Origin of the sequence: Kribbella sp. VKM Ac-2566 (genome assembly GCF_004366005.1) — a bacterium.
GTDB lineage: Bacteria > Actinomycetota > Actinomycetes > Propionibacteriales > Kribbellaceae > Kribbella > Kribbella pratensis.
In genome coordinates this window covers 353406-376106 of sequence record NZ_SODT01000010.1, presented here as the reverse complement: position 1 = coordinate 376106, position 22701 = coordinate 353406, and the positions used below count along the sequence as shown (strand labels likewise).

30 protein-coding genes are annotated in these 22701 nt (G+C 67.4%); 12 read left to right on the top strand and 18 right to left on the bottom strand.

All coding sequences use genetic code 11. The annotated features are described in order from the left end of the window. Complete coding sequence (locus EV647_RS20205; RefSeq protein ID WP_134005106.1) at window positions 1–363, top strand: hypothetical protein; 363 nt, start codon at window positions 1–3, stop codon at window positions 361–363. A 73-nt stretch (window positions 364–436) separates the two neighbouring features. Here EV647_RS20205 and EV647_RS20200 read toward each other — a convergent pair whose 3' ends face one another. From EV647_RS20200 to EV647_RS20190, 3 genes are all read right to left on the bottom strand, one after another. Beyond that, window positions 437–685, bottom strand: coding sequence for a hypothetical protein (locus tag EV647_RS20200; protein WP_134005104.1), 249 nt, complete (start codon window positions 683–685; stop codon window positions 437–439). 68 nt (window positions 686–753) lie between these two features. Further along, window positions 754–1167 carry a VOC family protein gene (locus EV647_RS20195; protein WP_134005099.1) on the bottom strand — a complete coding sequence of 138 codons (414 nt, stop codon included), beginning with the start codon at window positions 1165–1167 and terminating at the stop codon, window positions 754–756. A 55-nt stretch (window positions 1168–1222) separates the two neighbouring features. After that, a complete protein-coding gene (locus EV647_RS20190; RefSeq protein WP_134005097.1) occupies window positions 1223–2101 on the bottom strand; it encodes an SDR family oxidoreductase in 879 nt (292 codons plus the stop codon). A 117-nt stretch (window positions 2102–2218) separates the two neighbouring features. On the opposite strand from EV647_RS20190, the gene EV647_RS20185 reads away from it, so the two are divergent. From EV647_RS20185 to EV647_RS20165, 5 genes are all read left to right on the top strand, one after another. Further along, entirely contained in the window at window positions 2219–2719 is a 501-nt protein-coding gene (locus EV647_RS20185) for a DUF1360 domain-containing protein (protein WP_134005095.1), read from the top strand. Between the two features lie 58 nt (window positions 2720–2777). Beyond that, window positions 2778–3125, top strand: a complete 348-nt coding sequence (locus EV647_RS20180) for a TraR/DksA family transcriptional regulator (protein WP_134005093.1) — start codon at window positions 2778–2780, stop codon at window positions 3123–3125. A gap of 5 nt (window positions 3126–3130) precedes the next feature. After that, entirely contained in the window at window positions 3131–3715 is a 585-nt protein-coding gene (locus tag EV647_RS20175; protein ID WP_134005091.1) for a hypothetical protein, read from the top strand. Between the two features lie 119 nt (window positions 3716–3834). Then, window positions 3835–4251, top strand: coding sequence for a CBS domain-containing protein (locus tag EV647_RS20170; RefSeq protein WP_133786872.1), 417 nt, complete (start codon window positions 3835–3837; stop codon window positions 4249–4251). Window positions 4252–4351: 100 nt separating this feature from the next. Continuing rightward, entirely contained in the window at window positions 4352–5071 is a 720-nt protein-coding gene (locus EV647_RS20165) for a GAF and ANTAR domain-containing protein (protein ID WP_166679741.1), read from the top strand. Window positions 5072–5083: 12 nt separating this feature from the next. Here the strand turns inward: EV647_RS20165 and EV647_RS20160 are convergent, their stop codons facing one another. Further along, window positions 5084–5308: a hypothetical protein gene (locus EV647_RS20160; RefSeq protein ID WP_134005087.1), complete on the bottom strand. Its 225-nt coding sequence runs from the start codon at window positions 5306–5308 to the stop codon at window positions 5084–5086. 153 nt (window positions 5309–5461) lie between these two features. Beyond that, entirely contained in the window at window positions 5462–6208 is a 747-nt protein-coding gene (locus EV647_RS20155; protein ID WP_370343532.1) for a GAF and ANTAR domain-containing protein, read from the bottom strand. A gap of 81 nt (window positions 6209–6289) precedes the next feature. On the opposite strand from EV647_RS20155, the gene EV647_RS20150 reads away from it, so the two are divergent. From EV647_RS20150 to EV647_RS20140, 3 genes are read left to right on the top strand one after another with little or no spacing between them, the layout of a single operon-like run. After that, entirely contained in the window at window positions 6290–8737 is a 2448-nt protein-coding gene (locus EV647_RS20150) for a molybdopterin oxidoreductase family protein (RefSeq protein ID WP_134005085.1), read from the top strand. Beyond that, window positions 8734–9225 (top strand): hypothetical protein, encoded by a 492-nt coding sequence (locus EV647_RS20145; protein WP_134005083.1) that lies wholly within the window; start codon window positions 8734–8736, stop codon window positions 9223–9225. Before EV647_RS20150 ends, EV647_RS20145 begins: the two co-directional genes overlap by 4 nt. 48 nt (window positions 9226–9273) lie before the next feature. Further along, window positions 9274–9795: a type 1 glutamine amidotransferase domain-containing protein gene (locus EV647_RS20140; RefSeq protein ID WP_305000141.1), complete on the top strand. Its 522-nt coding sequence runs from the start codon at window positions 9274–9276 to the stop codon at window positions 9793–9795. Here EV647_RS20140 and EV647_RS20135 read toward each other — a convergent pair. The 5 genes from EV647_RS20135 to EV647_RS42100 all read right to left on the bottom strand — a co-directional run bounded on the left by EV647_RS20135 (window position 9788) and on the right by EV647_RS42100 (window position 13864). After that, window positions 9788–10615: a carbohydrate ABC transporter permease gene (locus EV647_RS20135; protein WP_134005079.1), complete on the bottom strand. Its 828-nt coding sequence runs from the start codon at window positions 10613–10615 to the stop codon at window positions 9788–9790. The genes EV647_RS20140 and EV647_RS20135 overlap by 8 nt on opposite strands. A gap of 24 nt (window positions 10616–10639) precedes the next feature. Then, on the bottom strand, window positions 10640–11629 hold the full coding sequence (locus EV647_RS20130) for a carbohydrate ABC transporter permease (RefSeq protein WP_238177303.1): 990 nt from the start codon (window positions 11627–11629) through the stop codon (window positions 10640–10642). Between the two features lie 11 nt (window positions 11630–11640). Further along, on the bottom strand, window positions 11641–12984 hold the full coding sequence (locus tag EV647_RS20125; protein WP_134005076.1) for an extracellular solute-binding protein: 1344 nt from the start codon (window positions 12982–12984) through the stop codon (window positions 11641–11643). Between the two features lie 129 nt (window positions 12985–13113). Then, entirely contained in the window at window positions 13114–13647 is a 534-nt protein-coding gene (locus EV647_RS20120) for a hypothetical protein (protein WP_134005074.1), read from the bottom strand. Between the two features lie 58 nt (window positions 13648–13705). Then, window positions 13706–13864 carry a hypothetical protein gene (locus EV647_RS42100; RefSeq protein WP_166679742.1) on the bottom strand — a complete coding sequence of 53 codons (159 nt, stop codon included), beginning with the start codon at window positions 13862–13864 and terminating at the stop codon, window positions 13706–13708. A gap of 174 nt (window positions 13865–14038) precedes the next feature. On the opposite strand from EV647_RS42100, the gene EV647_RS42095 reads away from it, so the two are divergent. Then, window positions 14039–14182: a GPGG-motif small membrane protein gene (locus EV647_RS42095; protein WP_166658681.1), complete on the top strand. Its 144-nt coding sequence runs from the start codon at window positions 14039–14041 to the stop codon at window positions 14180–14182. 48 nt (window positions 14183–14230) lie between these two features. Here the strand turns inward: EV647_RS42095 and EV647_RS20115 are convergent, their stop codons facing one another. From EV647_RS20115 to EV647_RS20095, 5 genes are all read right to left on the bottom strand, one after another. After that, a complete protein-coding gene (locus EV647_RS20115) occupies window positions 14231–14662 on the bottom strand; it encodes a DUF4440 domain-containing protein (protein ID WP_202876241.1) in 432 nt (143 codons plus the stop codon). Window positions 14663–14706: 44 nt separating this feature from the next. After that, window positions 14707–15495, bottom strand: a complete 789-nt coding sequence (locus EV647_RS20110; RefSeq protein WP_134005070.1) for a sensor domain-containing protein — start codon at window positions 15493–15495, stop codon at window positions 14707–14709. A gap of 197 nt (window positions 15496–15692) precedes the next feature. Continuing rightward, window positions 15693–16034: a hypothetical protein gene (locus EV647_RS20105; RefSeq protein ID WP_134005068.1), complete on the bottom strand. Its 342-nt coding sequence runs from the start codon at window positions 16032–16034 to the stop codon at window positions 15693–15695. A 196-nt stretch (window positions 16035–16230) separates the two neighbouring features. Next, complete coding sequence (locus EV647_RS20100; RefSeq protein WP_134005066.1) at window positions 16231–17520, bottom strand: SLC13 family permease; 1290 nt, start codon at window positions 17518–17520, stop codon at window positions 16231–16233. 19 nt (window positions 17521–17539) lie between these two features. Beyond that, window positions 17540–17986, bottom strand: a complete 447-nt coding sequence (locus EV647_RS20095) for a CBS domain-containing protein (protein ID WP_134005064.1) — start codon at window positions 17984–17986, stop codon at window positions 17540–17542. Window positions 17987–18278: 292 nt separating this feature from the next. Here EV647_RS20095 and EV647_RS20090 point away from each other — a divergent pair, with 292 nt between their 5' ends. After that, entirely contained in the window at window positions 18279–18602 is a 324-nt protein-coding gene (locus EV647_RS20090) for an antibiotic biosynthesis monooxygenase (protein WP_134005062.1), read from the top strand. A gap of 68 nt (window positions 18603–18670) precedes the next feature. Here the strand turns inward: EV647_RS20090 and EV647_RS20085 are convergent, their stop codons facing one another. Together EV647_RS20085 and EV647_RS20080 are read right to left on the bottom strand one after the other, a co-directional pair. Continuing rightward, window positions 18671–19453, bottom strand: coding sequence for a universal stress protein (locus EV647_RS20085; protein ID WP_166679743.1), 783 nt, complete (start codon window positions 19451–19453; stop codon window positions 18671–18673). 67 nt (window positions 19454–19520) lie between these two features. Then, window positions 19521–20087 (bottom strand): flavodoxin domain-containing protein, encoded by a 567-nt coding sequence (locus EV647_RS20080; protein ID WP_134005058.1) that lies wholly within the window; start codon window positions 20085–20087, stop codon window positions 19521–19523. Window positions 20088–20285: 198 nt separating this feature from the next. Here EV647_RS20080 and EV647_RS20075 point away from each other — a divergent pair, with 198 nt between their 5' ends. Further along, window positions 20286–20906, top strand: coding sequence for a hypothetical protein (locus EV647_RS20075; RefSeq protein ID WP_134005056.1), 621 nt, complete (start codon window positions 20286–20288; stop codon window positions 20904–20906). A 27-nt stretch (window positions 20907–20933) separates the two neighbouring features. On the opposite strand, the gene EV647_RS20070 is transcribed toward EV647_RS20075, so the two are convergent. Next, window positions 20934–22676, bottom strand: coding sequence for a GAF domain-containing protein (locus EV647_RS20070; protein WP_202876240.1), 1743 nt, complete (start codon window positions 22674–22676; stop codon window positions 20934–20936). Between the last annotated feature and the right edge of the window lie 25 nt (window positions 22677–22701).

The window sequence follows — 22701 nt, the reverse complement described above, 5'->3', positions numbered from 1 at the left end:
ATGATCAGCGCAGCATGGCGATTGTTGGCCGGAACCGCGGTGCTGGGCCTCGCGTTCGTTGCCTCGGCCCCTGCGGTTGCGCACGCACAGGACACGACCGTGCAAGTGGCGGTCGCTCCGACACCGTCTCCGACCCTGGGCTCGACCAATTCCAGCCGACCCCAGCCGCCGGGCGCCTCGGACTCCAGCCCGAGTGACTACGACGGTGCGATCTGGGTGGTGGTGGCCGTGGTGGTCGTCGTCGCCCTGGTCGGAGGCGGAACCCTCTACCTGATGCGGACCCGTCGCATCGACCTGACCCAACGAACCACACCGGACGAGGAACGCGACGCCGAAGCCGAACGACGCGACCACCAGCAATAACAAGCCAGCGATAACAAGCCGGCAATAGCAAGCCGGCAATAGCAAGCCGGCAATAACAGGCCAGGCCGGCAGGTCACCCGTCGGCAGGGTGCGCGCGATGCTCCGCCCGCCGCTCGGCCCCGGTCTCCTCGGCGTCGGTGTCGTCACCGGCGACGCGGCCGACGAACTCGGCGTTGGTGCCGGTGCCCGTCGTGGTCGGCGTACCGTGGTCGGGGTTTCCGCCCGTGGCCCGCGTCATCGCGGTGGTGTCGTCGGCCGGCGCGTCGGCCTCGTTGATCGTGTGGGACAGGCGCCAGCGCTTGAACCGCTGCCAGATCGACATCGAACGCTCCGATCACTCGCGGAAAATGATCCGGTACCCGCGGAACACCCCAGAAAACCGGCAGGCCCTCAGGACTGGCCGTTGGGCGGTGGAACCGCGATCACGCAGAACTCGTTGCCCTCGGTGTCACGAAGTACGACGAAGTCGTGGCGCTCGGGGTACGGCCAGTCCTCCGCCCGCGTGGCGCCGAGCTTGAGGAGGCGCTCGATGTGGCCATCGCGGTCCGAGGTATACAGGTCGAGATGTACGGGCGTCGGCACGGAGGGGATGTCCTGTGCCCGCTGCAGGAGCACCGCGGGCCCCGTCCCGGCTGGATCCTCGAGCCTGGCGAACTGGTCGTCGGCGCCGATCCGTGCGGGCCGCTCGTACCCGAGCGCCGCGGACCAGAAGTCGGCGGCGCGATCCATGTCGGTGGCGTTCACGCAGACGGTCGCCAGTCGGAGGTCCCCGACCTCTTCAGGGCGTTCAGTTGTAGTCGGCATACCGCTCCGGTGCCCTCGGCGGTATGCCTGCAATCGGCGGTTTGCCTGACGAACGTCAGGGGAGCGGGCGGCCGCCGGTGGCGCCGATGCGTTCGCCGGTGACGTACGTCGAGTCGTCCGAGGCGAGGAACACGTACAGCGGTGCCAGTTCGGCAGGTTGGCCGGCTCGTCCGAGTGGTGTGTCGGCGCCGAACTCACCGACCTTGTCGGCGGGCAGGGTCGCCGGAATGAGGGGCGTCCAGACCGGCCCCGGCGCGACGGCGTTCACCCGGATGCCCCTCGGGGCCAACTCCTGCGCAAGTCCCTTGGTGAAGTTGAGGATCGCGGCCTTGCTGGTCGCGTAGTCCAGCAGATTCGGCGACGGCTCGTACGCCTGGATCGACGTGGTGTTGATGATCGACGACCCCTCCGACAGATGGGGAAGCGCTGCCTTGCACAGCCAGAACATCGCGTAGACATTGGTCTTCAGCACCTGGTCGAACTGCTCGGTGGAGATGTCCGCGATCCCTTCACGCGACATCTGGTACGCCGCGTTGTTGACGAGGATGTCGAGTCCGCCGAGTTCCTCCACGCAGTGCTCCACGAGTCGCTTGCAGTGCTGCTCGTCCTGAATGTCGCCGGCGAGTGCGGCCGCCGTCGACCCCGACTCGCGGACCAGCCGGCAGGTCTCGCCGGCGTCCGGTTCCTCGGCTTCGAGGTGCGAGATCATCACGTCCGCGCCCTCCCGCGCGAACGCGAGTGCGACGGCGCGCCCGATGCCGGAGTCGCCGCCGGTGATCAGCGCCCGCTTGCCGGCGAGTTTCCCGCTGCCGCGATAGGTCTTCTCGCCGTAGTCGGGCTCAGGCGTCATCGCGCCGCCATGCCCGGGATGCTCTTGCTTCTGCGGCTCTTGCTGCTCAGGTCCGGCGTACCTGGTCCTCGGATCGCTGCTCATCGCGTGCCTTTCGTCGTTGCGTAGCCCTCGCAGTACCCGCCGCCAGACATCGATACGCGCGTTTCTGCGCCGGACCCACGGGTACCGGCCGGGCGTCCACGACTTGAGGTGACCACGATGTCAGGAACTGTCCGTTCGGAGGCTGAGGAGTACCGGCAAGGAGCCGACCGGCCGCTGGGTGGTTATGCGGTGCTGATGACGCTGTTCGGCGCTCTGGTGGGTATCGCGGGGGCGGTCGCCGCGGTCCGAGGGACGAACGGCCGGCGGATCTCGCCGTACGACCTGCTGCTGATGACGGCAGGCACCCACAAACTCGCGCGGCTGGTCAGCAAGGATGCGGTCACCAGCCCGCTGCGGATGCCGTTCACCCGGTATCGCGAACCCGGCGGACCGGCCGAGGTCATGGAGGAGGTCCGCTCCGAAGGGTCGCTTCAGCATGCCGTCGGGGAGCTGGTGACCTGCCCGTTCTGCCTGGCGATCTGGGTCGCGACAGCGTTCAGCATCGGTTTCCTCTTCGCACCACGCGTCACCCGCGTGGCGGCTTCGGCGCTCACCGCGACCGCCGGTTCCGACTTCCTGCAACTCCTCTACGCGCGGCTGCAGCGGTCTGCGAATTGACCTGATCCGGCCTGGGTACCTGCCGGTGTGCGTCCTGCACGATGAGGAGATAGGGCCGATGGTCGTTTCGGATCAGGTACCGATTGGCAAGCGCTCTCTCGACCTGGAGTGGTTCCGTCGGGAACTCGAGCAGGAGCGGCAGTTCAGGCTGGAGCAACTCATCAGCTTGTCGTACCAGGCCGAGGCGCCGTGTTCAACGGCTCTCGGCGAGGTCCGAGCCGCGTTGACGGCCGGCGCGCGGCGGGCGTTGGCGGAGATCGACGCCGCACTCTTCCGCCTCTCCCGGAACACCTTCGGAGTCTGCGAACTCTGCGGGCAGGCAATCCCGAGCTACCGGCTGATAGCGATCCCGACGATCAGGCTGTGCCTGCCGTGCGAGCGCTCCCAGCCAAGCCATCAGGACTAGCGGCCATGGGGGCGTATCGATGGATCTGGCGCGCGATCGCAGGCCTCTGGATCGTACTGGGTGCTGCCGCCGGCGCCGTCGTTCTTCCGCTCGCGGTCTGGATCGCCCTCGGGCTTCCGGCGGTGGTTCTCTGGCTGGCGTCCTCGGTGCGGAAGCTGGTCACCGACGACGGCAAACCTTCACCGACACGAAGTGCGGCGTTGGTGCTCGTTGTGTACCTGGGTGTCATCGCAACCCTGGCGGCTGCGGTCTTCATCGATCTCGGGGCGTTGGTGGTTCTGGCGTTCCTGGCCGCCGGCTTCCCGGCGGCAATAGGGTGGTACGCGCGGAGGCTCGGCTGGGACCGCCCGAGGTCAGGACCCTCGCCGACATCCGCCAGTACGGCTGAGCTGTGCAGGCAATGGATCGAGAGCTACGGCGAGTTGAGCCGTGCGACCTCGAGTGCGGCGCGCCTTCGCGTGGTGATGGCGCGCCAACGCTGCCTCGACGAACTCGAACGGCGTGATCCGCAAGGTTTGCAGGCCTGGCTGTCCTCGGCGGCGAGCGCGGGTGGCGATCCGCGGCGCTTCTTGTCCGACGCCGGCGGCTGAAGCAGCGCGTTGCGCGGCCCCGGGGTTGCGGCAGGCGACGAATTCCGAAGCGCATGCCTGCTCGTGGCGGTGGGAACCGCGTGAGTATCAGGGAAGAATTTGCTCAAGAGGGTGATGACATGACGACTGCACGGGATTTGATGACGCCGGGTGCGGAGTGTGTCGGCGAGAACGAAACCCTGGTCCTGGCGGCGCGGAAGATGCGGGATCTGGATGTCGGGGCGCTGCCGATCTGCGGTGAGGACAACCGGCTGAAGGGCATGCTGACCGATCGTGACATCGTCGTGAAGTGCATCGCCGACGGAGGCGATCCGACGAAGGCCACGGCTGGTTCGTTCGGGCAGGGAAAGCCGGTGACGATCGGTGCGGACGACAGCATCGAGGAGGCGCTGCAGACGATGGAAGCGCATCAGGTACGCCGCCTGCCGGTCATCGACGGTCATGACCTCGTCGGGATGCTGGCCCAGGCGGACGTCGTACAGGCGATGCCCGGGCGCGCCGGCGGGACCGTCAGCGACATCTCCGAGCCGAGCTAGCTGACGCCGAGCAGGCGGGTCGCCTGCAACGAGGTGGCCAAGCTGCGCTTCGGTGACCGGTGTGTGTCGAGGGGGCCGGCGATATTCGGGGATGAGGCAGATGGATCTGGTGGATCGGACGGCCTTGCTGGCGCGGTTGGCGAGGAAGATCGCCGAGGACGGTCCGGAGCTGTCGCTCGTGACCCGTCTCTGCCGCGCGTTTCTGGCTCTCGTGGGTGGTGACGGAGCGGCGATCACCCTTTCCTATACCGAGCCGAGCCGCGTGACGCTGTGCGCCACGGACGACGTGGCGGCGCGTTTGGAAGATCTGCAGGATGTGCTGGGCGAGGGCCCGGGCCCTGCTGCGTACAAGGCCGAGACCGCCATGGCGACCGACCTGCGTGTCGATCATGATCGATGGCCGTTGTTCACCGAGGCGGCCCGCGAGGTGGCGGGTGCCCGGACCGTGTACGCCGTACCGATGCGTCCTGGTCAGCGCACGATCGGCGTAGTCACGGTTCACCAGAACGACGGCGACCTGCCGGACGGTGACCGCGCGCAGTTCCTGGCTGATGCGATCGGGGCCGCGCTCATGAAGGAGCCACCGCCACCGGTCGAGTCGGAACTCGAGCCCGGGCCGTGGTCGACGCGCGCGCAGATCCATCAGGCCACAGGCATGGTGCTGATGCAGTTGCGGATCAGTCCCAGCGACGCGATGGCGTTGATGCGGGCGCATGCCTTCTCCCACAACACGACCCTGGCCGACGTCGCCGAGCAGATCATCAGCCGGCGCCTGCGATTCTCCGATGACGACGACGCCGACCACGACGCCGAGAGCTGACGGCAGCTGAACTCAGGACTTCTTGGCGGCGGCTTTCCCGCCCTTGCGGCCGGCTTCCTTCTTCTGGGCCGTCGTACCGCCTTGCTTGCTGTTGCCGCCCTTGCCGCTCTGTTTTCCGCCGTGCTCGCTGGACTTGGGCGCGTTGGCGATCTTGGCAGCGCGCTCCTTCGACATTCCTTTGTCCTTGAGCGCCTCGTACTGCTTCTCGTTCTTGACGTTCGCCGACTTTCCGGGCATCACTGCCTCCTCCGGTGTGTGAATCGCGTTACCCGCCGTCAAGTAGTTGCTGGTGGCCCCTGACAGGAGTCCGCCGTGGACGGGGCCACCAGCTCCGCGGCCCGATGTCCGCGTAGCCCAGCAGTACCCGCGGCCGAACGATTCATGCGCCGGTCAGACGGTGGGGAGGCGGCGGCTGTCGATCAATTGCTGAGCGACCTCGCGGAGCTTGGTGTTGGTGTCCTGGGAGTAGCGCCTGAGGACCTGGAAGGCACGGTCACTGTCCAGGTCGTAGCGCTCCATCAGGATCCCCATCGCCTGGCCGACCAGCTTCCGGGCGTCGACCGCGACCATCAGGTTCTGCTCGCGGCGCGCGGTCGCGACCGCGACCGCGGCGTGCCGGGCGAGGATGTGGGCGACGGCCTCCTCATCCGGCCCGAAGGCTGCCGATTGATGGCTGTAGAGGCCCAGAACGCCGACGGCCCCGAACCCCGTCCACAGCGGGACATCGAGAACACTGTGAACCCCGAGGCCGAGAACCTTCTTGGTCCACTCCGGCCAGCGGGTCTCCTGGACGAGATCAGGGATCGAGACGGTGGCACGGTCGCGCATGCACTCCACCAACGGTCCGTCCCCGCCGGCCAGCTGGAACCGGTAGATCTCGGCGACGACAGGATCGGTGACGGCGGGCACCTCCGGCCGGTTGCCGGCCGTGTGCAGTGCCACGCCGGCGTAATCGCAGTTCAGCGCCTGCAACGCGAACTCGACCAGTGCCTCGACAGTCTCTTCCACACCCTCCGCTTCGTGCATCTCCAGAGCGAGCCGGGAGAAGCCTTCAGCGGCCGGTACAAGGTCTGTCCGCGCCGAAGGTTCGCCCGCATCGTCCTCGGTACCCGTGATTCGCCGGCCTGTGTCCGTCACGTCCCTATCATGCACCGCAGCACGCGCCGAACCCAGAAGGGGAAGCCGTTTCGAGGGGTACGCCGAGGGCACCAGAGCGAAATGGGAGAGATCGATCGGATTGCGGAGCCGTGGGGGACACGGGCGGCGTACGGACCGGGGGAGTTCTGGCCGGTGCGGGTGGACCTGCGGCTGGACGACGGAGTGCGTCCGGCCGATGTCGACGAGTGGGTACAGTCCGCGACCATCCTGCACTCGAACGGTGACGGGCTGGACATCGCGGTCAAGGACGGCCGGATCGTGGGGGTGCGGGGCCGGGCCGACGACCGGGTGAATCACGGCCGGCTGGGGCCGAAGGACCTGTTCGGCTACCAGGCCAACAACTCGGCGGATCGGCTGACGACGCCGCTGGTCCGCCGGGACGGGGAACTCGTGGAGACGGACTGGGACACTGCGATGGCGGCGGTGGCAGGGCGAACGCGGGACCTGCTCGCCGAGCGTGGCCCGAGTTCGGTCGGCTTCTACACCACCGGCCAGCTGTTCCTGGAGGAGTACTACACGCTCGCGCTGATCGCCCGCGGCGGTATCGGCACCAATCACCTGGACGGCAACACCAGACTCTGTACGGCGACCGCGGCGGCAGCGCTGAAGGAAACGTTTGCGTGCGACGGTCAGCCTGGCTCGTACACCGATGTCGATCACGCCGACGTGATCGCGCTCTACGGCCACAACATGGCCGAGACCCAGACGGTGCTGTGGACCCGGATCCTCGACCGGCTCGCCGGCCCGAACCCGCCGAAGATCCTGTGCGTGGATCCGCGCCGTACGCCGGTGGCCGCCGCCGCGACGATCCACCTGGCGCCGAAACCCGGGACGAACGTCGCCCTGATGAACGCGATCCTGCACGAGATCATCGCGAACGAGTGGATCGATCGCGACTACGTCGACCGGCACACGATCGGGTACGACGAACTCGCGAAACAGGTGGCGGACTGCGATCCGGAGTGGGCTGCGGCGATCTGCGACGTACCGCCTGGTGACATCCGCGACGCGGCCCGGCTGCTCGGCACCGCGGAACGGCTGCTGTCGACGGTGCTGCAAGGCTTCTACCAGTCTCACCAGGCGACGGCAGCCGCGGTCCAGGTCAACAATGTCAACCTGCTCCGCGGGATGCTCGGCCGGCCGGGGTGCGGGATCCTGCAGATGAACGGCCAGCCGACCGCGGAGAACACCCGGGAGTGCGGCGCCGACGGCGACCTGCCGGGTTTCCGGAACTGGGCGAACGACGACCAGGTCGCCGACCTCGCGAAGGTCTGGAACGTCGACCCGACGCAGATCCCGCACTACTCCGAGCCGACGCACCTGATGCAGATGCTGCGGTACGTCGAGGACGGGTCGATCCGCTTCCTCTACGTCAGCGGGACCAATCCGGCGGTGTCGCTGCCCGAGCTGGCCAGGGTCAGGAAGCTGCTCAGCCAGGAGCGGCTGTTCCTCGTCGTCCAGGACATCTTCCTGTCGGAGACCGCGGAGCTGGCCGACGTGGTGCTGCCGGCGGCCACCTGGGGCGAGAAGACCGGCACGTTCACGAACGCCGACCGTACCGTGCATCTGTCGGAGAAGGCCGTGGAGCCGCCCGGTACGGCGCGGGCTGATCTGGACATCTTCCTCGACTACGCCCGGCGTCTCGAGCTGACGGACAAGGACGGCGAACCGCTGGTGAAGTGGACCGACGCGGAAGGCGCGTTCGAGGCATGGAAGGAGTGCAGCGCGGGGCGGCCGTGCGACTACAGCGGGTTGAGCTACGAGAAGCTGCGGGGTGGGAGCGGGATCCAGTGGCCGTGCAACGCGGAGCATCCGGACGGCACCGAGCGTATCTATACGAATGGCGAGTTCTGGAGTGAACCGTCGTACTGCGAGAGCTATGGCAAGGATCTGGTGACGGGCGCGCCGTTGGACCCGGTCGAGTACAAGGCGATGAATCCGTCCGGGAAGGCGGTCCTGAAGGCGGCGGAATACCTGGAGCTGCATGAGCCGTCGACATCGGAGTATCCGTACTTGCTGACGACCGGGCGCACGCTGTACCACTTCCACACGCGGACGAAGACCGGGCGCGTGCGGCAGCTGCAGAACGCTGCGCCGGAGGTCTGGGTGGAGATGTCGGCGTACGACGCGGAGCTGCAGGGATGGGACGAAGGCGATCTCCTGCGGATCAGCACGTCGCGGGGGAGCGTGAGGGCGCGGCTGCGGATCAGCGGGATCCGGCCGGCGACCTTGTTCCTGCCGTTCCACTACGGGTACTGGGACGCGCCCGACGAGCGGTCGGCCCGGGCGGCGAACGAGCTGACCGCCACCGACTGGGATCCGTGCTCGAAGCAGCCGCTGTTCAAGTGCGCGGCCGCCAGGGTCGAACGGATCGGCGTGGGGAACGCGCCCTCGCCGGCGCCGACCACGACGGCGTCCAAGCCGGTCGTCGCCGGCGTATCACCGACGCGAGGTGGGACCGACGCCGTGGTTCTCGAGCACTTCCCGGCGAAGGAGGACGAGCGATGACGAACAAGGTGGGCCTGGCGATCCGGGAATTGCACCGCGCGGAGAACGACCTGGCCGCGGAACTGCTGCAGGTGTCCAGCCGGCACAAGTCCGATCATGAGATCTTCTACCTCGGCAGGGATCTGGCCAGGTGGTCGCAGAACCACGTGCGGGAGCTCGCGAAGCACGGCAAGAACTACGAAGTCGACCTGGACGCCGAGGCGCACGACGAACCAAGCCTGCTGGCGACCGTCCGGCAGAAGGGTGCAGAGCTGATCGGCGGGCTCCACGATCCGTCGCTCCTGCTCCTGAAGGACCTCAGAGAGATCCACCGCAAGGCGGCGGGTGTGTCACTCGACTGGGAGGTCCTGGCCCAGACTGCCCAGGCCCTGAAGGACACCGAGCTGCTCACCCTCACCAAGACCTGCCATCCCCAAACCCTGCGTCAACTCCGCTGGGCCAACGCCTCCCTGAAGGCGAACGCCGCCCAGATCATGGTGACGCCTTAGCTCGTGTGGGTACAGGGTGTTGACAATCGGATGACTGAGGAGGACACAGTGGGCAGGATCGCTTTTCTGGTAGCCGCCGAAGGGATCGAGCGGGTCGAGCTGACCGAGCCGTGGGCCGCTGTCGAGAGCGCCGGGCACGAGCCCGTTCTGGTGAGTCCGGACAGCGGCGAGGTGCAGACGTTCGACCATCTGACGGCCGCGGACAAGCTGCCGGTCGACGAGGTTGTCGCCGACGTGGCAGTCGACGACTTCGCCGCGCTCGTGCTGCCCGGTGGAGTCGCCAATCCGGACGCCTTGCGGCGCGACGAGAAGGCTGTTGCCTTCGTCAAGGATTTTGTTGCCTCCGGCAAACCGGTGGCAGCGATCTGCCACGCTCCGTGGACGTTGGTCGAGGCCGGCGTCGTGCGTGGGCGCACGCTCACGTCCTGGCCCAGTCTGCAGACCGATCTCCGCAACGCCGGAGCCACCTGGGTCGATCAGGAGGTCGCGACCGACGACAACCTGATCACGAGCCGGAATCCGGACGATCTCCCGGCGTTCTCCACCGCCCTGCTCAAGGCTCTCACTTGAGACCTGCGAGGCGGACGCCGTTGACGATGTAGCGCTGGAAGATGAGCACGAGCAGGATCGTCGGCAGCGCTGCCAGGGTCGATCCGGCCATCAGCATGCCCCATTCGTTGCCGCGCGCCGAGCGGAACGTCGCGAGGTACTGCATGATCTGGGTCAGGTCGGGGTTCGACACGACGAGCACCGGCCAGACGTAGGAGTTCCAGTATCCGAGGAACGAGGCGATGCCGACGACGACGAACGGCCCGAGCGACTGCGGCACGAAGATCTGCAGGAAGATCTGCCAGCGGGTCGCGCCGTCGATGAGCGCGGCCTCCTCCACCGCGGCCGGCATGTTGAGGTAGAACTGCCGCAGGAAGAACATCTGGGCGCTCGCCGCGACGCCGGGGATGATCAGCACCGCCAGGGTGTCGAGCATGCCGAGCTTGCTCACGACGACGAACGACGTCAGCAGGATCGCCATCGCCGGGACGAACATCGGCGTGATGCAGACCAGCCACCACAGCCGCTTCCCGGCGAAGTCGAGGCGCGCGAACGCGTACGCCGCCATCGAGTTCACCACCAGGCTCGCGACAGTGAAGATGACGGCGCCGACGAAGGTGATGACCATGGCGCGCACGAACGCCGGATCCGCGAGGATCAGGCGGTAGTTGTCGATCCGCCAGACGTCGGGGAAGAACTGGAACGGACTGCGCAGCACCTCGTCCTGGCCCTTGAACCCGGAGATCGCCATCCACGCCAGCGGAAAGAGCGCGGTCACGGCGATGCCGGCGACGAGCAGGTACGACAGGAGCCGGCGCGGGGCGTACCACGAGCGGTTCATCGGGGTCCTTTCGGTGACGCCACCTCAGGCGTCCGACGACTTCTCGGAGCCGACGACCCGGAAGATGACGAGCGAGATGGTGCCGATGACGAGGAACAGCAGCAGCGCCGCGGTCAGGGAGTAACTCGTCGCGTACGGCGTGGCGTCACGGAAGCTGTTGAAGATGTAGAGGTTGGGCGTGTTCGTCGCGTTGACGGGGCCGCCGTTCGTCATCACGAGCGGCAGCTGGAACTCCTGGATCGTCAGCGTCAGGCCGGAGACGAGCAGGAACAGGATGACGTTGCGCAGCGACGGGATCGTGATGTAGCGGGTGCGCTGCCAGAAGTTCGCACCGTCGAGCCTGGCCGACTCGAAGTAGCTTTCGGGGATGTCGAGGATGCCGGCGAGCATGATCAGCGTCGAGACGCCGAAGCCGAGCCAGATCGCGGGGACCGCCACGGCCGGCAGCGCCGTCGACGCCGTGTTGAGCCACGCGAGCGGGCCCTGTCCGAACAGCCCGATGAACCAGTTCGCGAAACCCTCGTCCTGGTAGATGAAGACGAAGATGATCGCCGCCACGACGCTCGAGACGACGGCCGGCACGTAGACGGTCGTCTTCATGAAGGCCGCCATCCGCTTCGACAGCGTCGCGAGGAAGCTCGCCAGGAGCAGGGCCAGCACCAGGATGGTTGGCACGACCATCAAGGCGAGCTTGAGGCCGACCAGGAGCGACTCGTAGAACTCAGGGTCGGTGAGGACGTACTTGTAGAAGTCGAACCCGACGAACTCGGCGTCCTTGTAGAAGCTCATCTCGAAGAAGCTCAGGTAGAACGCGTAGACGAGCGGCCAGATGACGAAGATGCCGAGCAGCACGACCATCGGCGTGATCATCAGGTACGCCGTGAGATGCGCACGCAGATGCCGCGGGACCTGTTCGGTGATCTTCGGAGGACGCCGGCGCCGTCGGCGCGACGTACGGCCCGGGTCGGTCGCCGCACCGGCCTGGGCCGTCGGCTGCGCCGGCGTGTCGATCATGGACATACCTGTCAGCCCTTCGGTGCCGTGCCCTTGAGGCGCTGCTGCTTGATGACGCGGTCGATCGCGTCGCTCGCCTTCTGCGTCGCCGTCGGGATGTCGGACTTCCCCTTCATGACGGACTCGATCGCGGTCGCGAAGGCGAGGGAGATGTCGAACGGGTACGCCGGCTCGGCCTTGCCGGTCGCGACGACCTTGTCGCTGATGATCTTCATGAACGGGTCGGCCGTGGCCGCCGGGTCACCGGCGAGCGCCTGGTCGACCGACGTACGGACGGTGTACTTCGAGAAGCCGCTCTGCCGGAAGAAATCGGCCATGATCGCCGGGTCGCCCGCGAGCAGGTACTCGATGAACTTCGCCGCCGCCTCCTTGTGCTTCGACTTGGCGTCGACCGTGAGGGTCCAGCCGCCGAGCGTCGCGGTCGGCTTGCTCGGATCGCCGTCGACGGACGGGAACGGAGCGACCGCGGTGTTCTTGATCATCGCCGGGAAGGTTTGCTTGAGCTGGCCGACCGCCCACGAGCCGTTCGCCATCATCGCGACCTGGCCCTGACCGTACGGCGTCGCGTCCGGATAGCCGACCTTCGGCTGCTGCGGAATCCAGCCCTTCTGGAACAGGGTCTGGTAGAACTCGAACAGCTTCGTGTAGCACGGGTCCTTCGCGTTGGCGGCGGACCAGTCGTCGTTGATCGGCAGGTGGCCGCACGCGTTGTACTGCAGGCCCCAGCTCGACCAGCCGAGGTCGGTGGCGACGGAGGCGATGCTCATGCCCTTGACCTTGCCCTTGGTCAGCTTCTCGGCCCACGTGAGCAGTTCGTCCCAGGTCTTGGGTGGCGCATTCGGGTCGAGACCGGCGGCCTTGACGAGGTCGGTGCGGTAGTAGAGCACCGTCGACGGCTCGACGAGCATCGGGTACGCGTAGTGCTTGCCGTCGACCTGGACGAACCCCCCGACGTTCGACTTGATGTCGCTCCACGCCTTGTCGGGCAGCAGTTTGTCGAGCTCGGCGAACTGGCCGTTCGCAACGCCGGCGGGAATGCCGCCGTAGTTCGTCGTCGCGACATCCGGTTGGGTGCCGGCGGCCTGCGCGGCCTTGAGTTTCTGCTGCCACGTGTCACCGGGGACGACCTGGTACTTGACCTTCACATCGGTCTGCGACGCGTTGAACTTGTCGACGTACGTCTTGAACCATTTCTGCTGGTACGGCTCGAACTGCGACTGCCAGAAGGTGATCTCGGCCGGTCCTCCGCTACCCCCGGAGCCCCCTGAGTTGCCGTTGTTCGAGCTGCAGCCCGCGAGGGCGATCAACGCGGCCACGGCTGTTGCTGCGACGATCCTGAGTCTCCGTTGACGCATGCCGATGCTCCCTTGACGCTTGGGTCCTACAACGCTGCTCACGCGAGGGAGTGTGGCAGAAATCGATTTCCCAGACAATGCCCTGGAGACTGGTTATCGAGAAGTTGCAGAGCGTTCGGTTGCGTTCGGTTACGTTGTGCGCTCGCTGATGCTGTCTCGATGTTGTTCCAGCAGGTGGAGCACGGGTACGCCGAGGTGGCGGCGAGCCTGCGCCGACCAGTCGACGTGGAGCAACTCGGCGATCACGTGCGGCCGGGTGAGTACGACGACCTCCTGGCCGTTCACCCGCTCGATGTAGTCGGCCAGCTCGTCGATCGGGTGCCGGCGGGTGATCAGGCCCTCCGCCTCGCGATCGAACGAACGCAGGCGCCCGACGCTGCGGTTCAGTGCCTCAGTGGCCTCGGCGTCGACGGCACGCTGTGCCTCCTCGGCTGCTACGTGGACCTCGTCGTCGGCGCGGACGGCGTACCGCTGTGTGGTAATGCCGAACAGATCCGATCCGGCAAGGTCGGCCAGCGACGTCTCCACCTGGGTTTTGGCGTCCTCGCAGGGAATCACCACGTGGAACTTCACTCGATCGGGAGCGTCGGCGAACAGCTGCACGATCTGTTCCGCGTCGGCTACGCTCAGTTCTTCCTCGACCAGAATCATCACGTCGTACATGTGACTCACCTCCACTCCTGGTCCGGTACCCGATTGGCGTCCGGAGGTCACGGCCGAGTCAGACGGGTGCGGGCTCGGTGGGTGGCGGCGGCGGTTCGGTCGGCTCGGGTGGCTCGGGCGGTTCGGGACGGGTCGGGGTCGGCGGCACCGGCTCGTGCGGGTCCGGTGGATCCGGCGGCGGCGGGATGGTTTCCGGGTCGATGACCATGGCAAACATCGGCTCCTCCTGTGATCGGGAACTGATCAGGTGGCGCTGCGCATGGTGGTCCGGTATCCGGCTGCCCGCTGCCGAAACGGCCAGGGTTTGCCCGGGCACGGCGCGGGCACCGGAGGGTGGCTACTCGGGGATTCAGCCTGCCGGGTCGTGCCCGGCTGTGGAAAGGGGAAGACCATGGGACTCGTTCTGTGGATCATCGCCGCGATCCTCGTGGTGTCCGGGATCGTGTCGCTGTTCCGTGGCCAGATGATCTGGGGTATCGCGCTGATCGTGCTCGGCCTCCTGGTCGGACCCGGTGGTGTCAGCATCTTCACCTGATCCGCGGCGTCGCCCCCACCGCTACCTCCGAGTGGGGGCGACGTACGCCTAGCTGGTGGGGTCGTCGTCTTCCCAGGCGATCGAGCTGATGCGCCAGCCGGCCGGTGTGCGGACGAACTGGATGGTCTTGTGCCCGCCGCCCTCGAACCGCCGGCCGTTCTGGACGCCCGACTTGCGGTACTCGCTGAAGCGGTGGGCGATCGAGCCGTAGATCTGGGTCTGCTCACCGACCTCCCACTCGGCGAACTCGGCCAGCGTGCCATCGGTGAGTATCTGCTGCCGGGGTGCGATGAAGGAGCCGAGATCGTAGACGACGGTCCGGTCGCCGGTCTGACTGATGATCGTCCCTTCCGGGATGAACACCTCGTGGATGCGGTCCGTGCGGGGCGGCCCGTCGGTGTTGGTGAACGCACTGAAGAACAGGCGCATCAGCTCATCGAGCTCGGCTTTGACGACATCGGACTCGCGGCGGTTCGGCATGCTGCGCATCCTAGGTGACCCGTACGAAACCGACCGGCAGTTTGTCAGGTGCCGGAGCGGGAGGCGCCGAGGGTGGCCTGTGCTTTCTCCACCGCGGTCGTGGTGGCGCCGTCGATGTCGTCGGGCAGTCCGTTGATCACGGTGACGGCCACGATCACGTCGTCGACGGCGACGGTGACCATGGTGACTTCGAAGCCTTCCAGCGGACCGCCGGTCGCGGTGAAGCGGACGGCGACCGGGTCGGTGCCGACGGCCGGCGCGGAGACCTCACGGACACTGATCGGCGAGCTTCCTTCGCCCGGAACCTTCAAGGTCATGGTGCGGCACGTGGTGACGGCCTGCTTGAAGGACTTCTGGAGTGCCCGGGCGGCTGCCGGTGTTCCCATGGCGTCGATGGTCTCGTCGACGAAGGGGCCTTGCGCGCCACCGGAGTACGACTGACCGGCGGATGCCTTCGATCCGGGCGGGTTGTCCGCGTTGGTGAAGGCAACCAGCTTGGCGCAGCGGCTGTCCTTCGACGACACGCTGACGTCGGAGTCGTCGCCCGCGTCGTCCTTCTCGAGCGAGAATCCCGGCGGCAGATCGGCCAGCGCGAGCAGTGCCTTCATGAGCTGAGCCGCCGTGCGTGCCGGTGCTGCGGGCGGGTTCGACGACGGTACGGCGCTCGGCGTGACGGCAGGCGGCGTACTGCTCGGTGCCGTACTGGTGGGTGCCGGCGTCGAAGAAGGCGCGCTCGAGGGCGTGGAAGAGCCGCTGTCCTTTCCGCCGGAGCAGGCGGTGAACGCGAGCATGAGAACCGCGGAACAGGCAACAGCACGAAGGGATTTCGTCATGGGAGTCTCCTGGTGGCAAAGGGCATGGGTCGGGCGCTGCCGACCAGACTTCCCGGCACACCAGAACAACCAACTGCGGTCCCGCCGGGACCGCACTCACAGAATGAATCGTTTGAAGCCGCCGAACGTTACGCCAGTGACAAAACTGTGACCGAAGGCTCAACGTCTCCAGCGCCGGGCGACTGAGCTCTGAGGGGTCAGGGTTGCTGGTGCGGAGCCGGAGGTGTTGGGAACAGCGAGATGAGTTTGCCCGGCTGCCGGGGCCGCGGGGCGCCGGCGGGGTCTTCGAAGATCTCGAGCCGGTCGTGGATTCGCATGATGAGTAGTTGTGCGATCGCGCTCAGGTCGCTTCCCGGGTCGTCGGCGATCTGTTCGAGCAGTTCGGCGACGATCAGTGCCTCCGGGCCGGACAGCACCGGCACGAGGCTTGCATCGGTTCCCGCTCCGAGGAGGTCTCCGAGCGTGTCAGGTCGTCGTCCCGGCCAGGGGATGGTCCCGGACGGATCGGCGGTGGTGAGGCTCTCGTCAGGTTGTGGCATGCGATGCGCCTCCAGGCGGGATGTGGGGTCCAGACGTCGCCGACCAGACTTCCCGGCACACCAGACTGCTTACTCCTGACATCGAGCAAGCGCCCGGCCGCGTTACAGCGATCGCGGTCTTTAACGATCCAAGGACCCCCTTTGACGCTTGCCTCGCGCAACGATCACGGAGAGTTGCCGTCTGAGCGGCGGCCGGTCAGGACAGAACGAAGTACCGCAGCCACAGGTACGGCGCCGCGACGGCGATGGTGATCGCGGTCATCACCACGCCCTTGCGGGTGAACTCCCAGAAGGTGATCGGGTTGCCGGCGCGCAGCGCGATGCCGATGGCGACGACGTTGGCGCTGGCGCCGACCGCGGTCGCGTTGCCGCCGAAGTCGGCTCCCGCGGCGAGCGCCCACCACAGGGCGTTGGCGTGGGCCGGGTCGTGCATGCTCTTGGTCAGTTCGAGGACCACGGGGCTCATGGTGGCGACGTACGGGATGTTGTCGACGATGCCGGACAGGACCGCCGACACGAACAGGATCAGCATCACCGCCAGCAGGGGCTTGCCGTTGGTCGCCTTGCCGACCTGGTCGGCGAGGTTGCCGATCACGCCCGTCTTGACCAGGGCGCCGACCATGACGAACAGGCCGGCGAAGAACAGCAGGGTTTGCCACTCCACGCTGGCCATGTAGTCCTTGGTCGGCACGCCGGAGATCAGCACGAGCAGGCCGGCGCCGAGGAGTGCTACCACGGACGGGTCGACGTGGAAGAGCGAGTGGCCGATGAACCCGGTGAAGACGACCACGAGGACCGAGCCGCATTTGATGAGCAGGCGGGGGTCCTGGATCGCCTCGCGCTCGTTCAGCCGCAGGACGTTCTCGACCCTGGCGGGATCGACGTCGAACGATCCCTTGAACAGGCGGGGGAGGACCAGCGTGAACACGATCAGCTCGACGACGACGAGCGGGGTCATGTGGAGGAGGAAGTCGTTGAAGGTGAGGCCGGAGCGGCTGGCGATGATGATGTTCGGCGGGTCGCCGATCAGCGTGGCGGCGCCGCCGATGTTGGAGGCCATCACCTCGGCGATCAGGAACGGGACGGGATTGATCCCGAGCCGGTCGCAGACCAGCAGTGTGACCGGTGCGATCAGCAGCACTGTGGTGACGTTGTCGAGGAAGGCCGAGGCGACGGCGGTGATGAGCGTGAGCAGGATCATCACCCTCAGCGGCGATCCCTTGGCCCGCTTGGCGGCCCAGATGGCGACGTACTCGAAGACTCCGGTACGGCGCAGGATGCCGACGATGATCATCATGCCCAGCAGCAGGAAGATGACGTCCCAGTCGATGCCGGTGTCGTGGGAGTAGAACGCGTGCTCGGAATCGGTCACCCCGAGCGCGAGCAGCACGGCCGCGCCGCCGAGTGCGGCGAGCAGCTTGTGCGTCCACTCCGTCGCGATCAGCACGTAGGCGACCACGAAGACGACGACCGCGATCACTGTCACGTGATCACTGGTCCGTCGGTCAGTGCGCCGCGACGACCAGTTCCAGCAACCGGGACGCGGTGATCGCGCCCAGGATCTCGCCGTCCTTCACGACCGCGACCAGCGGGCACCGCAGCCGGGCCATGATGGCGGCCACTTCGATGACCGTGTCGTCGTGGTTGACCACCGGCAGCTCGACCGGTTCCCTCGGCAACAGCTTGCGGACGGTCACTCCTGCCAGCCGGTCGGCTACCTGGTCGGCCAGCGGCTCGTCCATCACCCGAGCCAGGGACGGATCGTCCTGCACGTACGTCGGGACCAGGAAGCGCACCACCTGCGACGCGGGCAGCACCGAGTGCGGCCGGCCCTTCTCGTCGACCACGATCAACCCAGGCAAGCGCCGCGAGGCGAGCAGTTCGGCAGCGTCGCGCGCGTCCGTGTCCAGGCTGACCACCGGAAACGCCTCGGCCATCTGCTCTCCGTGCACACCTGCACCATACGCCGGGACTCTCAGGCTCACACAACGTCAGCAGGTCCTGACCGTGGGATCCTTCCAGCATGGTGCGGCCTCCGGGGTCGTCGATCGCCCCGCACCTCGGTCGAGGGCGGGTACTGCCGACCAGACTTCCCGGCGCTCCGCCGCCAAGCCTCTCCCATCACAGGCATTCGGCGCAAACGAACTCGCGGACCGCGGACGCAGCGACCAATGCCGTCGGCAACCAATTGCCACCTTCTCGGACAGAGCGGTGGATGATCGAAGTGCGGACTATGCTCGGCCCATGATCTGTCGTCAGTGGCGAGGGTGGACCACGCACGAGAACGCTGCCGCATACGAGCGCGTCGTCCGGGAACAGGTCATCCCCGGAATCGAGGCGCTGCGCATCCCGGGCTTCCTCGCGATCGATCTGGTTCGCCGCGAGCGGGAGCAGGACGTCGAGTTCATGACCCTGATGTGGTTCGAGTCCTTGGACTCCGTACGGGCGTTCATGGGCGAGGACTACGAGACGGCCCACGTACCGGCAGCCGCCCAGGCCGTACTCGCGGACTTCGACAAGCGATCAGCCCACTTCGAGGTACTCGACCGCCGCGAACAGCCACACTGAACCTCACCCGCACGCCGGCACCTCCACGTGGCGGGTCACGTTGGACGCGTGGGATGGAGGGCTGTGTGTCAGCCGCCGGTGGCGGCGGCGGGGATGATTGTGACGGGGCAGTCGGCGTGGTGGAGGACGGTCTGGCTGACGGAGCCGATGAGCATGCCGGCGAAGCCGCCGCGTCCGCGGGCGCCGAGGACAATCAGGCCGGCGTCCGATGAGAGACGCAGAATGTGCTCGGCCGGGTGGCCGGTGATCTGGATGAGTTCGGCGTCGTGGCCGTCGCGTTTGTGGACGGCCTCCCGGAGCTGGTCTTCGGTGATCCGGTGGAGCTCGGTCCCGGTCGGCTGGGCGGCGACGACCCGTACGGCGAGGCTGTGGCGGCGGGCGTACTCGATGCCGTAGTCGAGGGCTGTGTCGCCGGCAGGCGATCCGTCGTACCCGATGACGACGCGGACTCCGTCGAGCTCGGCGAGGTCCGGGCGTACGACGACGATCGGGCACCGGGCGTTCGCTGCGAGGTCCAGGCCGGTCGCACCGACGAGCGCACCGGCCATCAGGCCGAGCCCGCGGCTGCCGATCACCACGACCTCCGCGTCGCCGGAGGCCTTGACGAGAACCGTTGACGGCGCGCCCTTGTCGATGTGGGTGTCGATCTCGATGCCCGGGGCCAGCCCGCGGGCCAGCTGGACCGCGCGATACACGACTTCGCCGGCGTTCGACGCGGCCTCATGTGCCGCGACGGCGTGCAGCATGCGGAGAGTGCTGCGCAACGACGTTGCTTCCACGGCCGCCCACTTGATGGCGATCTCGGCGGCTGGTGATCCGTCGATGCCTACGACCACAGGCTTGTGCCTCATACCTCCTCCTGAGCTCCTTTCGTTCCAGCATGGCCCGTTCGGGTGGCGCGCGCACCGGCTGGGCTCATCAGCCGAGGAAGTGGCCGGCTGGGCGCTTGCGGGAGTGGTTGGCCGGTGGACGGTGCCAGGTGCTGCGTTGGGTGGCTTCGATGGCGGCGCTGACGTCGGCTGACCACGCACGGATCTTGTCCCAGTCGCGCGCATCGCCGGCCAGTTTGCCGGCCGCGAGCCGGCGAGCCAGGAAGCCCTTCGCCGTGGCTGGTTCAAGGCGGCCGGCGAAGGTGACGGCCGGTGTCGCGCCGATCGAGCGGGCGAGGTGGCGGACCGCCGGCGGCATCGTCTGGTCCTGGTCCTTGTCGGGTCCGACAGGCCCGCTGTGGAAGAGCCAGACCTGGCGCTGACGGAGACCTGCGACGTTGTGGCGCAGGAAGCGTACGGCGTCCCGCCGCCACCGACGGACGTAGATCGCGCTGCCCAGGACGACGGCGTCGTACGGCGCGACGTCGTTCACACTCGTCACCTCGGCAACGTCGGCGGAGTGCCCGTGCGCACGTAGCTCGTCACCGATCGCGGCGGCAATGCCCGCGGTCGCGCCCATCTTGCTGGCGTAGGCGACCAATACCTTCTTCGACATCGGAACCTCCTTCGGGGTCCCATCCAGGACACCAGGCAAAAGGCCGCGTGAGCAGAGCCGAACGGCCCGGTTGCCTAGGACCCAACGGCACCCCCTCGGGCGTTTGCCGGCGCTCTTACGTCGGATCGCCTGTCTGCTCCTCACCGACGGGACTTCCGGCCCTGTGGCCTGACCGCGGTGCGGGCTATTGCTGGAGGTATGACCGACGTCGCGTGGCCCCTGCGCAGGTCGGCGCCGCGCAATCCGTGGTTCCGGCAACATCCGTCCGTAGCCCTCGTGGTGGCGGTGGGGCTGTACGGCGCCGTTCTGTTGCTGACTCTGTTCGCCGGTACACCAGGCGACGACTACTTCTTGCTTTATGTGTTCCCGGTCGCCCTGATCGCGATGACGTTCGGCCTGCGCGCGGGCGCCCTTGCCGGGATGTCCGCCGTTGCCTTCGTGGTGGTCTGGGTCGTGGTGCGTGACATCTCGTTCTCCACCGCTGGGTGGGCGGCGCGTGTTGCGCCGCTGCTGGTGCTGGGGCTCCTGCTGGGTATGGCGGCCGACCGATTGCGTTGGGCGGAGGCCGAGCGTCTCCGGCTTGAAGCAGCCGCGCTGCTGCACCGCGAGGCGATCGAGATCAACGATTCGCTGGTGCAGGGCATGGCCGCCGCCCGGTGGTCCTTGCAGGCCGGTGAGGTGGGGGTTGGCGTCAGGATCCTCGACGGGACTATCGACAGTGCCCAGGAGTTGGTGTCCGACCTGATCCGGAGGGCCGGCATGGGACGCCGCTCCGAACCGCTCGACGGCTCGGCGGCGAGGCGTCCACCAGTGCCCTGACACTCGCCACGACGGGTGCGTCTCTGATCAGTCGGTCGGTGCCTGGAGTTCGATGACTGTGCCGTGGGGATCGTTGGTGGTGATGCGGACGGTGCCGCCGAGGGCCTGCGCGCGTTCGGTGAGGTTGCGGAGGCCGCTGCGGCGGGTGCTGGGGCCGATGCCGATGCCGTTGTCGGTGATGCGTGCCAGGACGAGACTGTCGCCGACCGAGATCTCGACGGTCGCTTGTGAGGCTTTGGCGTGCCGGACGATGTTGGACAGCGATTCTCGGATCGCGGCGAGGATCTGGGGCCTGGCCGCGGCTGGTACGGCGGTGTCGATCGGGCCGCTCAGGGTCAGGTGTGGCCGGAACCCGAGTGGTTCGGTGTATTCGTTGACCAGGGCCTGGATGTCGCCGCGTAGTGTGCTGGCGCCGGGGGCCTGCTGGAGGCCGAAGATCGCGGCGCGGAGGTCGTGGATGGTGGTGTCGATGTCGTCGACCGCCTGGGCGAGTCGTTGCTGGTGTTCGGGGCGTGCCAGGCGGTGCATTCCCTGGAGTTGCAGTCCGGTGGCGAACAGGCGTTGGATGACGAGGTCGTGCAGGTCCCGGGCGATCCGGTCGCGGTCCTCGAGGACCGCGAGCATGTCGCGGTCGCGTTGCGACTGAGCACGTTCGAGGGCCAGGGTGGCCTGGCCGGCGAACATCCGGATCAGGTCGGTGCCGTCGGACATGGCGGTGTCGCGGCCTTGTTCGGAGGCGACCACGAGCAGGCCGCCGGTGCCGGTAGTGCCTGCCGGTAGCGGTGCCATCGTGGTACGGCCGAGCCGTGCGCCTTCGGGGAACTCGGTCAGGGTGTCGTTGTCCTTCAGCAACTCGGCGAGGTCGTCGATCGTGACCTGCTCGCCGCCGGTCAGGGCGCGGCCCAGCACCGGAAGGTCGTGGGGCAGCCGTTGTCCGAGGAAGCGCTGGAACTGCGGCGGCCCGTCGACCGCCCGGACCACCAGTTGGTCGCCGTCGGCGAACAGTACGGCCGCGACGGCGGTGCCGGACACCTCCCGGGCCCTCTGCGCGATCAGCTGGAGTGCCTGGTCGGGGTCGAATTCGCCGAGCATCAGCTGCGTGATCTCGGCGGTGACCTCGTGCCAGCGGCGGCGCTGTTCGGTGTCGGCGTACAGCCGGGCGTTGTCGATGACGACGCCGGCTGCGGCGGCCAGGGCGGTGACGGTGCGTTCGTCGTCTTCGGTGAAGTCGGCGCCGCCGGTCTTCTCGGTCAGGTACAGGTTGCCGTAGGCGTGTTCGCGGGTCCGGATCGGGACGCCGAGGAAGCTCTTCATCGGCGGGTGGTTGGCCGGGAAGCCGTAGGAGCGGGGGTGCTCGGCGAGGTCGTGCATCCGGATCGGCTCGGGGTGCTCGATCAGCAGGCCGAGGATGCCGTGGCCCTCGGGGTACGGGCCGATGGCGGCGATCTCCTCGTCGGTGACACCGCGGGTGATGAACCGGACCAGTCGCCGACCGTCCGGCCCGACGACGCCGAGCGCGCCGTACCGGGCACCGGCGAGTTCGCAGGCCGCGGTGACGATGCGGTCCAGGGTGCTGTTCAGATCCAGATCCGCACCAATGCCGACAACCGCGTCGAGGAGCGCCCGCAGGCGTTCCTGGTACTCCATGATCTCGTCGACACGCCCGAGCAGCTCCTGCAACAGCGCATCAAGACGCACCCGGGACAGGCCTGCGTACTCCAAAGCGCCCTCGTCCCAGCCCCCACGCCCTGACCGCGAGCCGTCAGTCACACCGCAACACTACGTGAAGTAACCG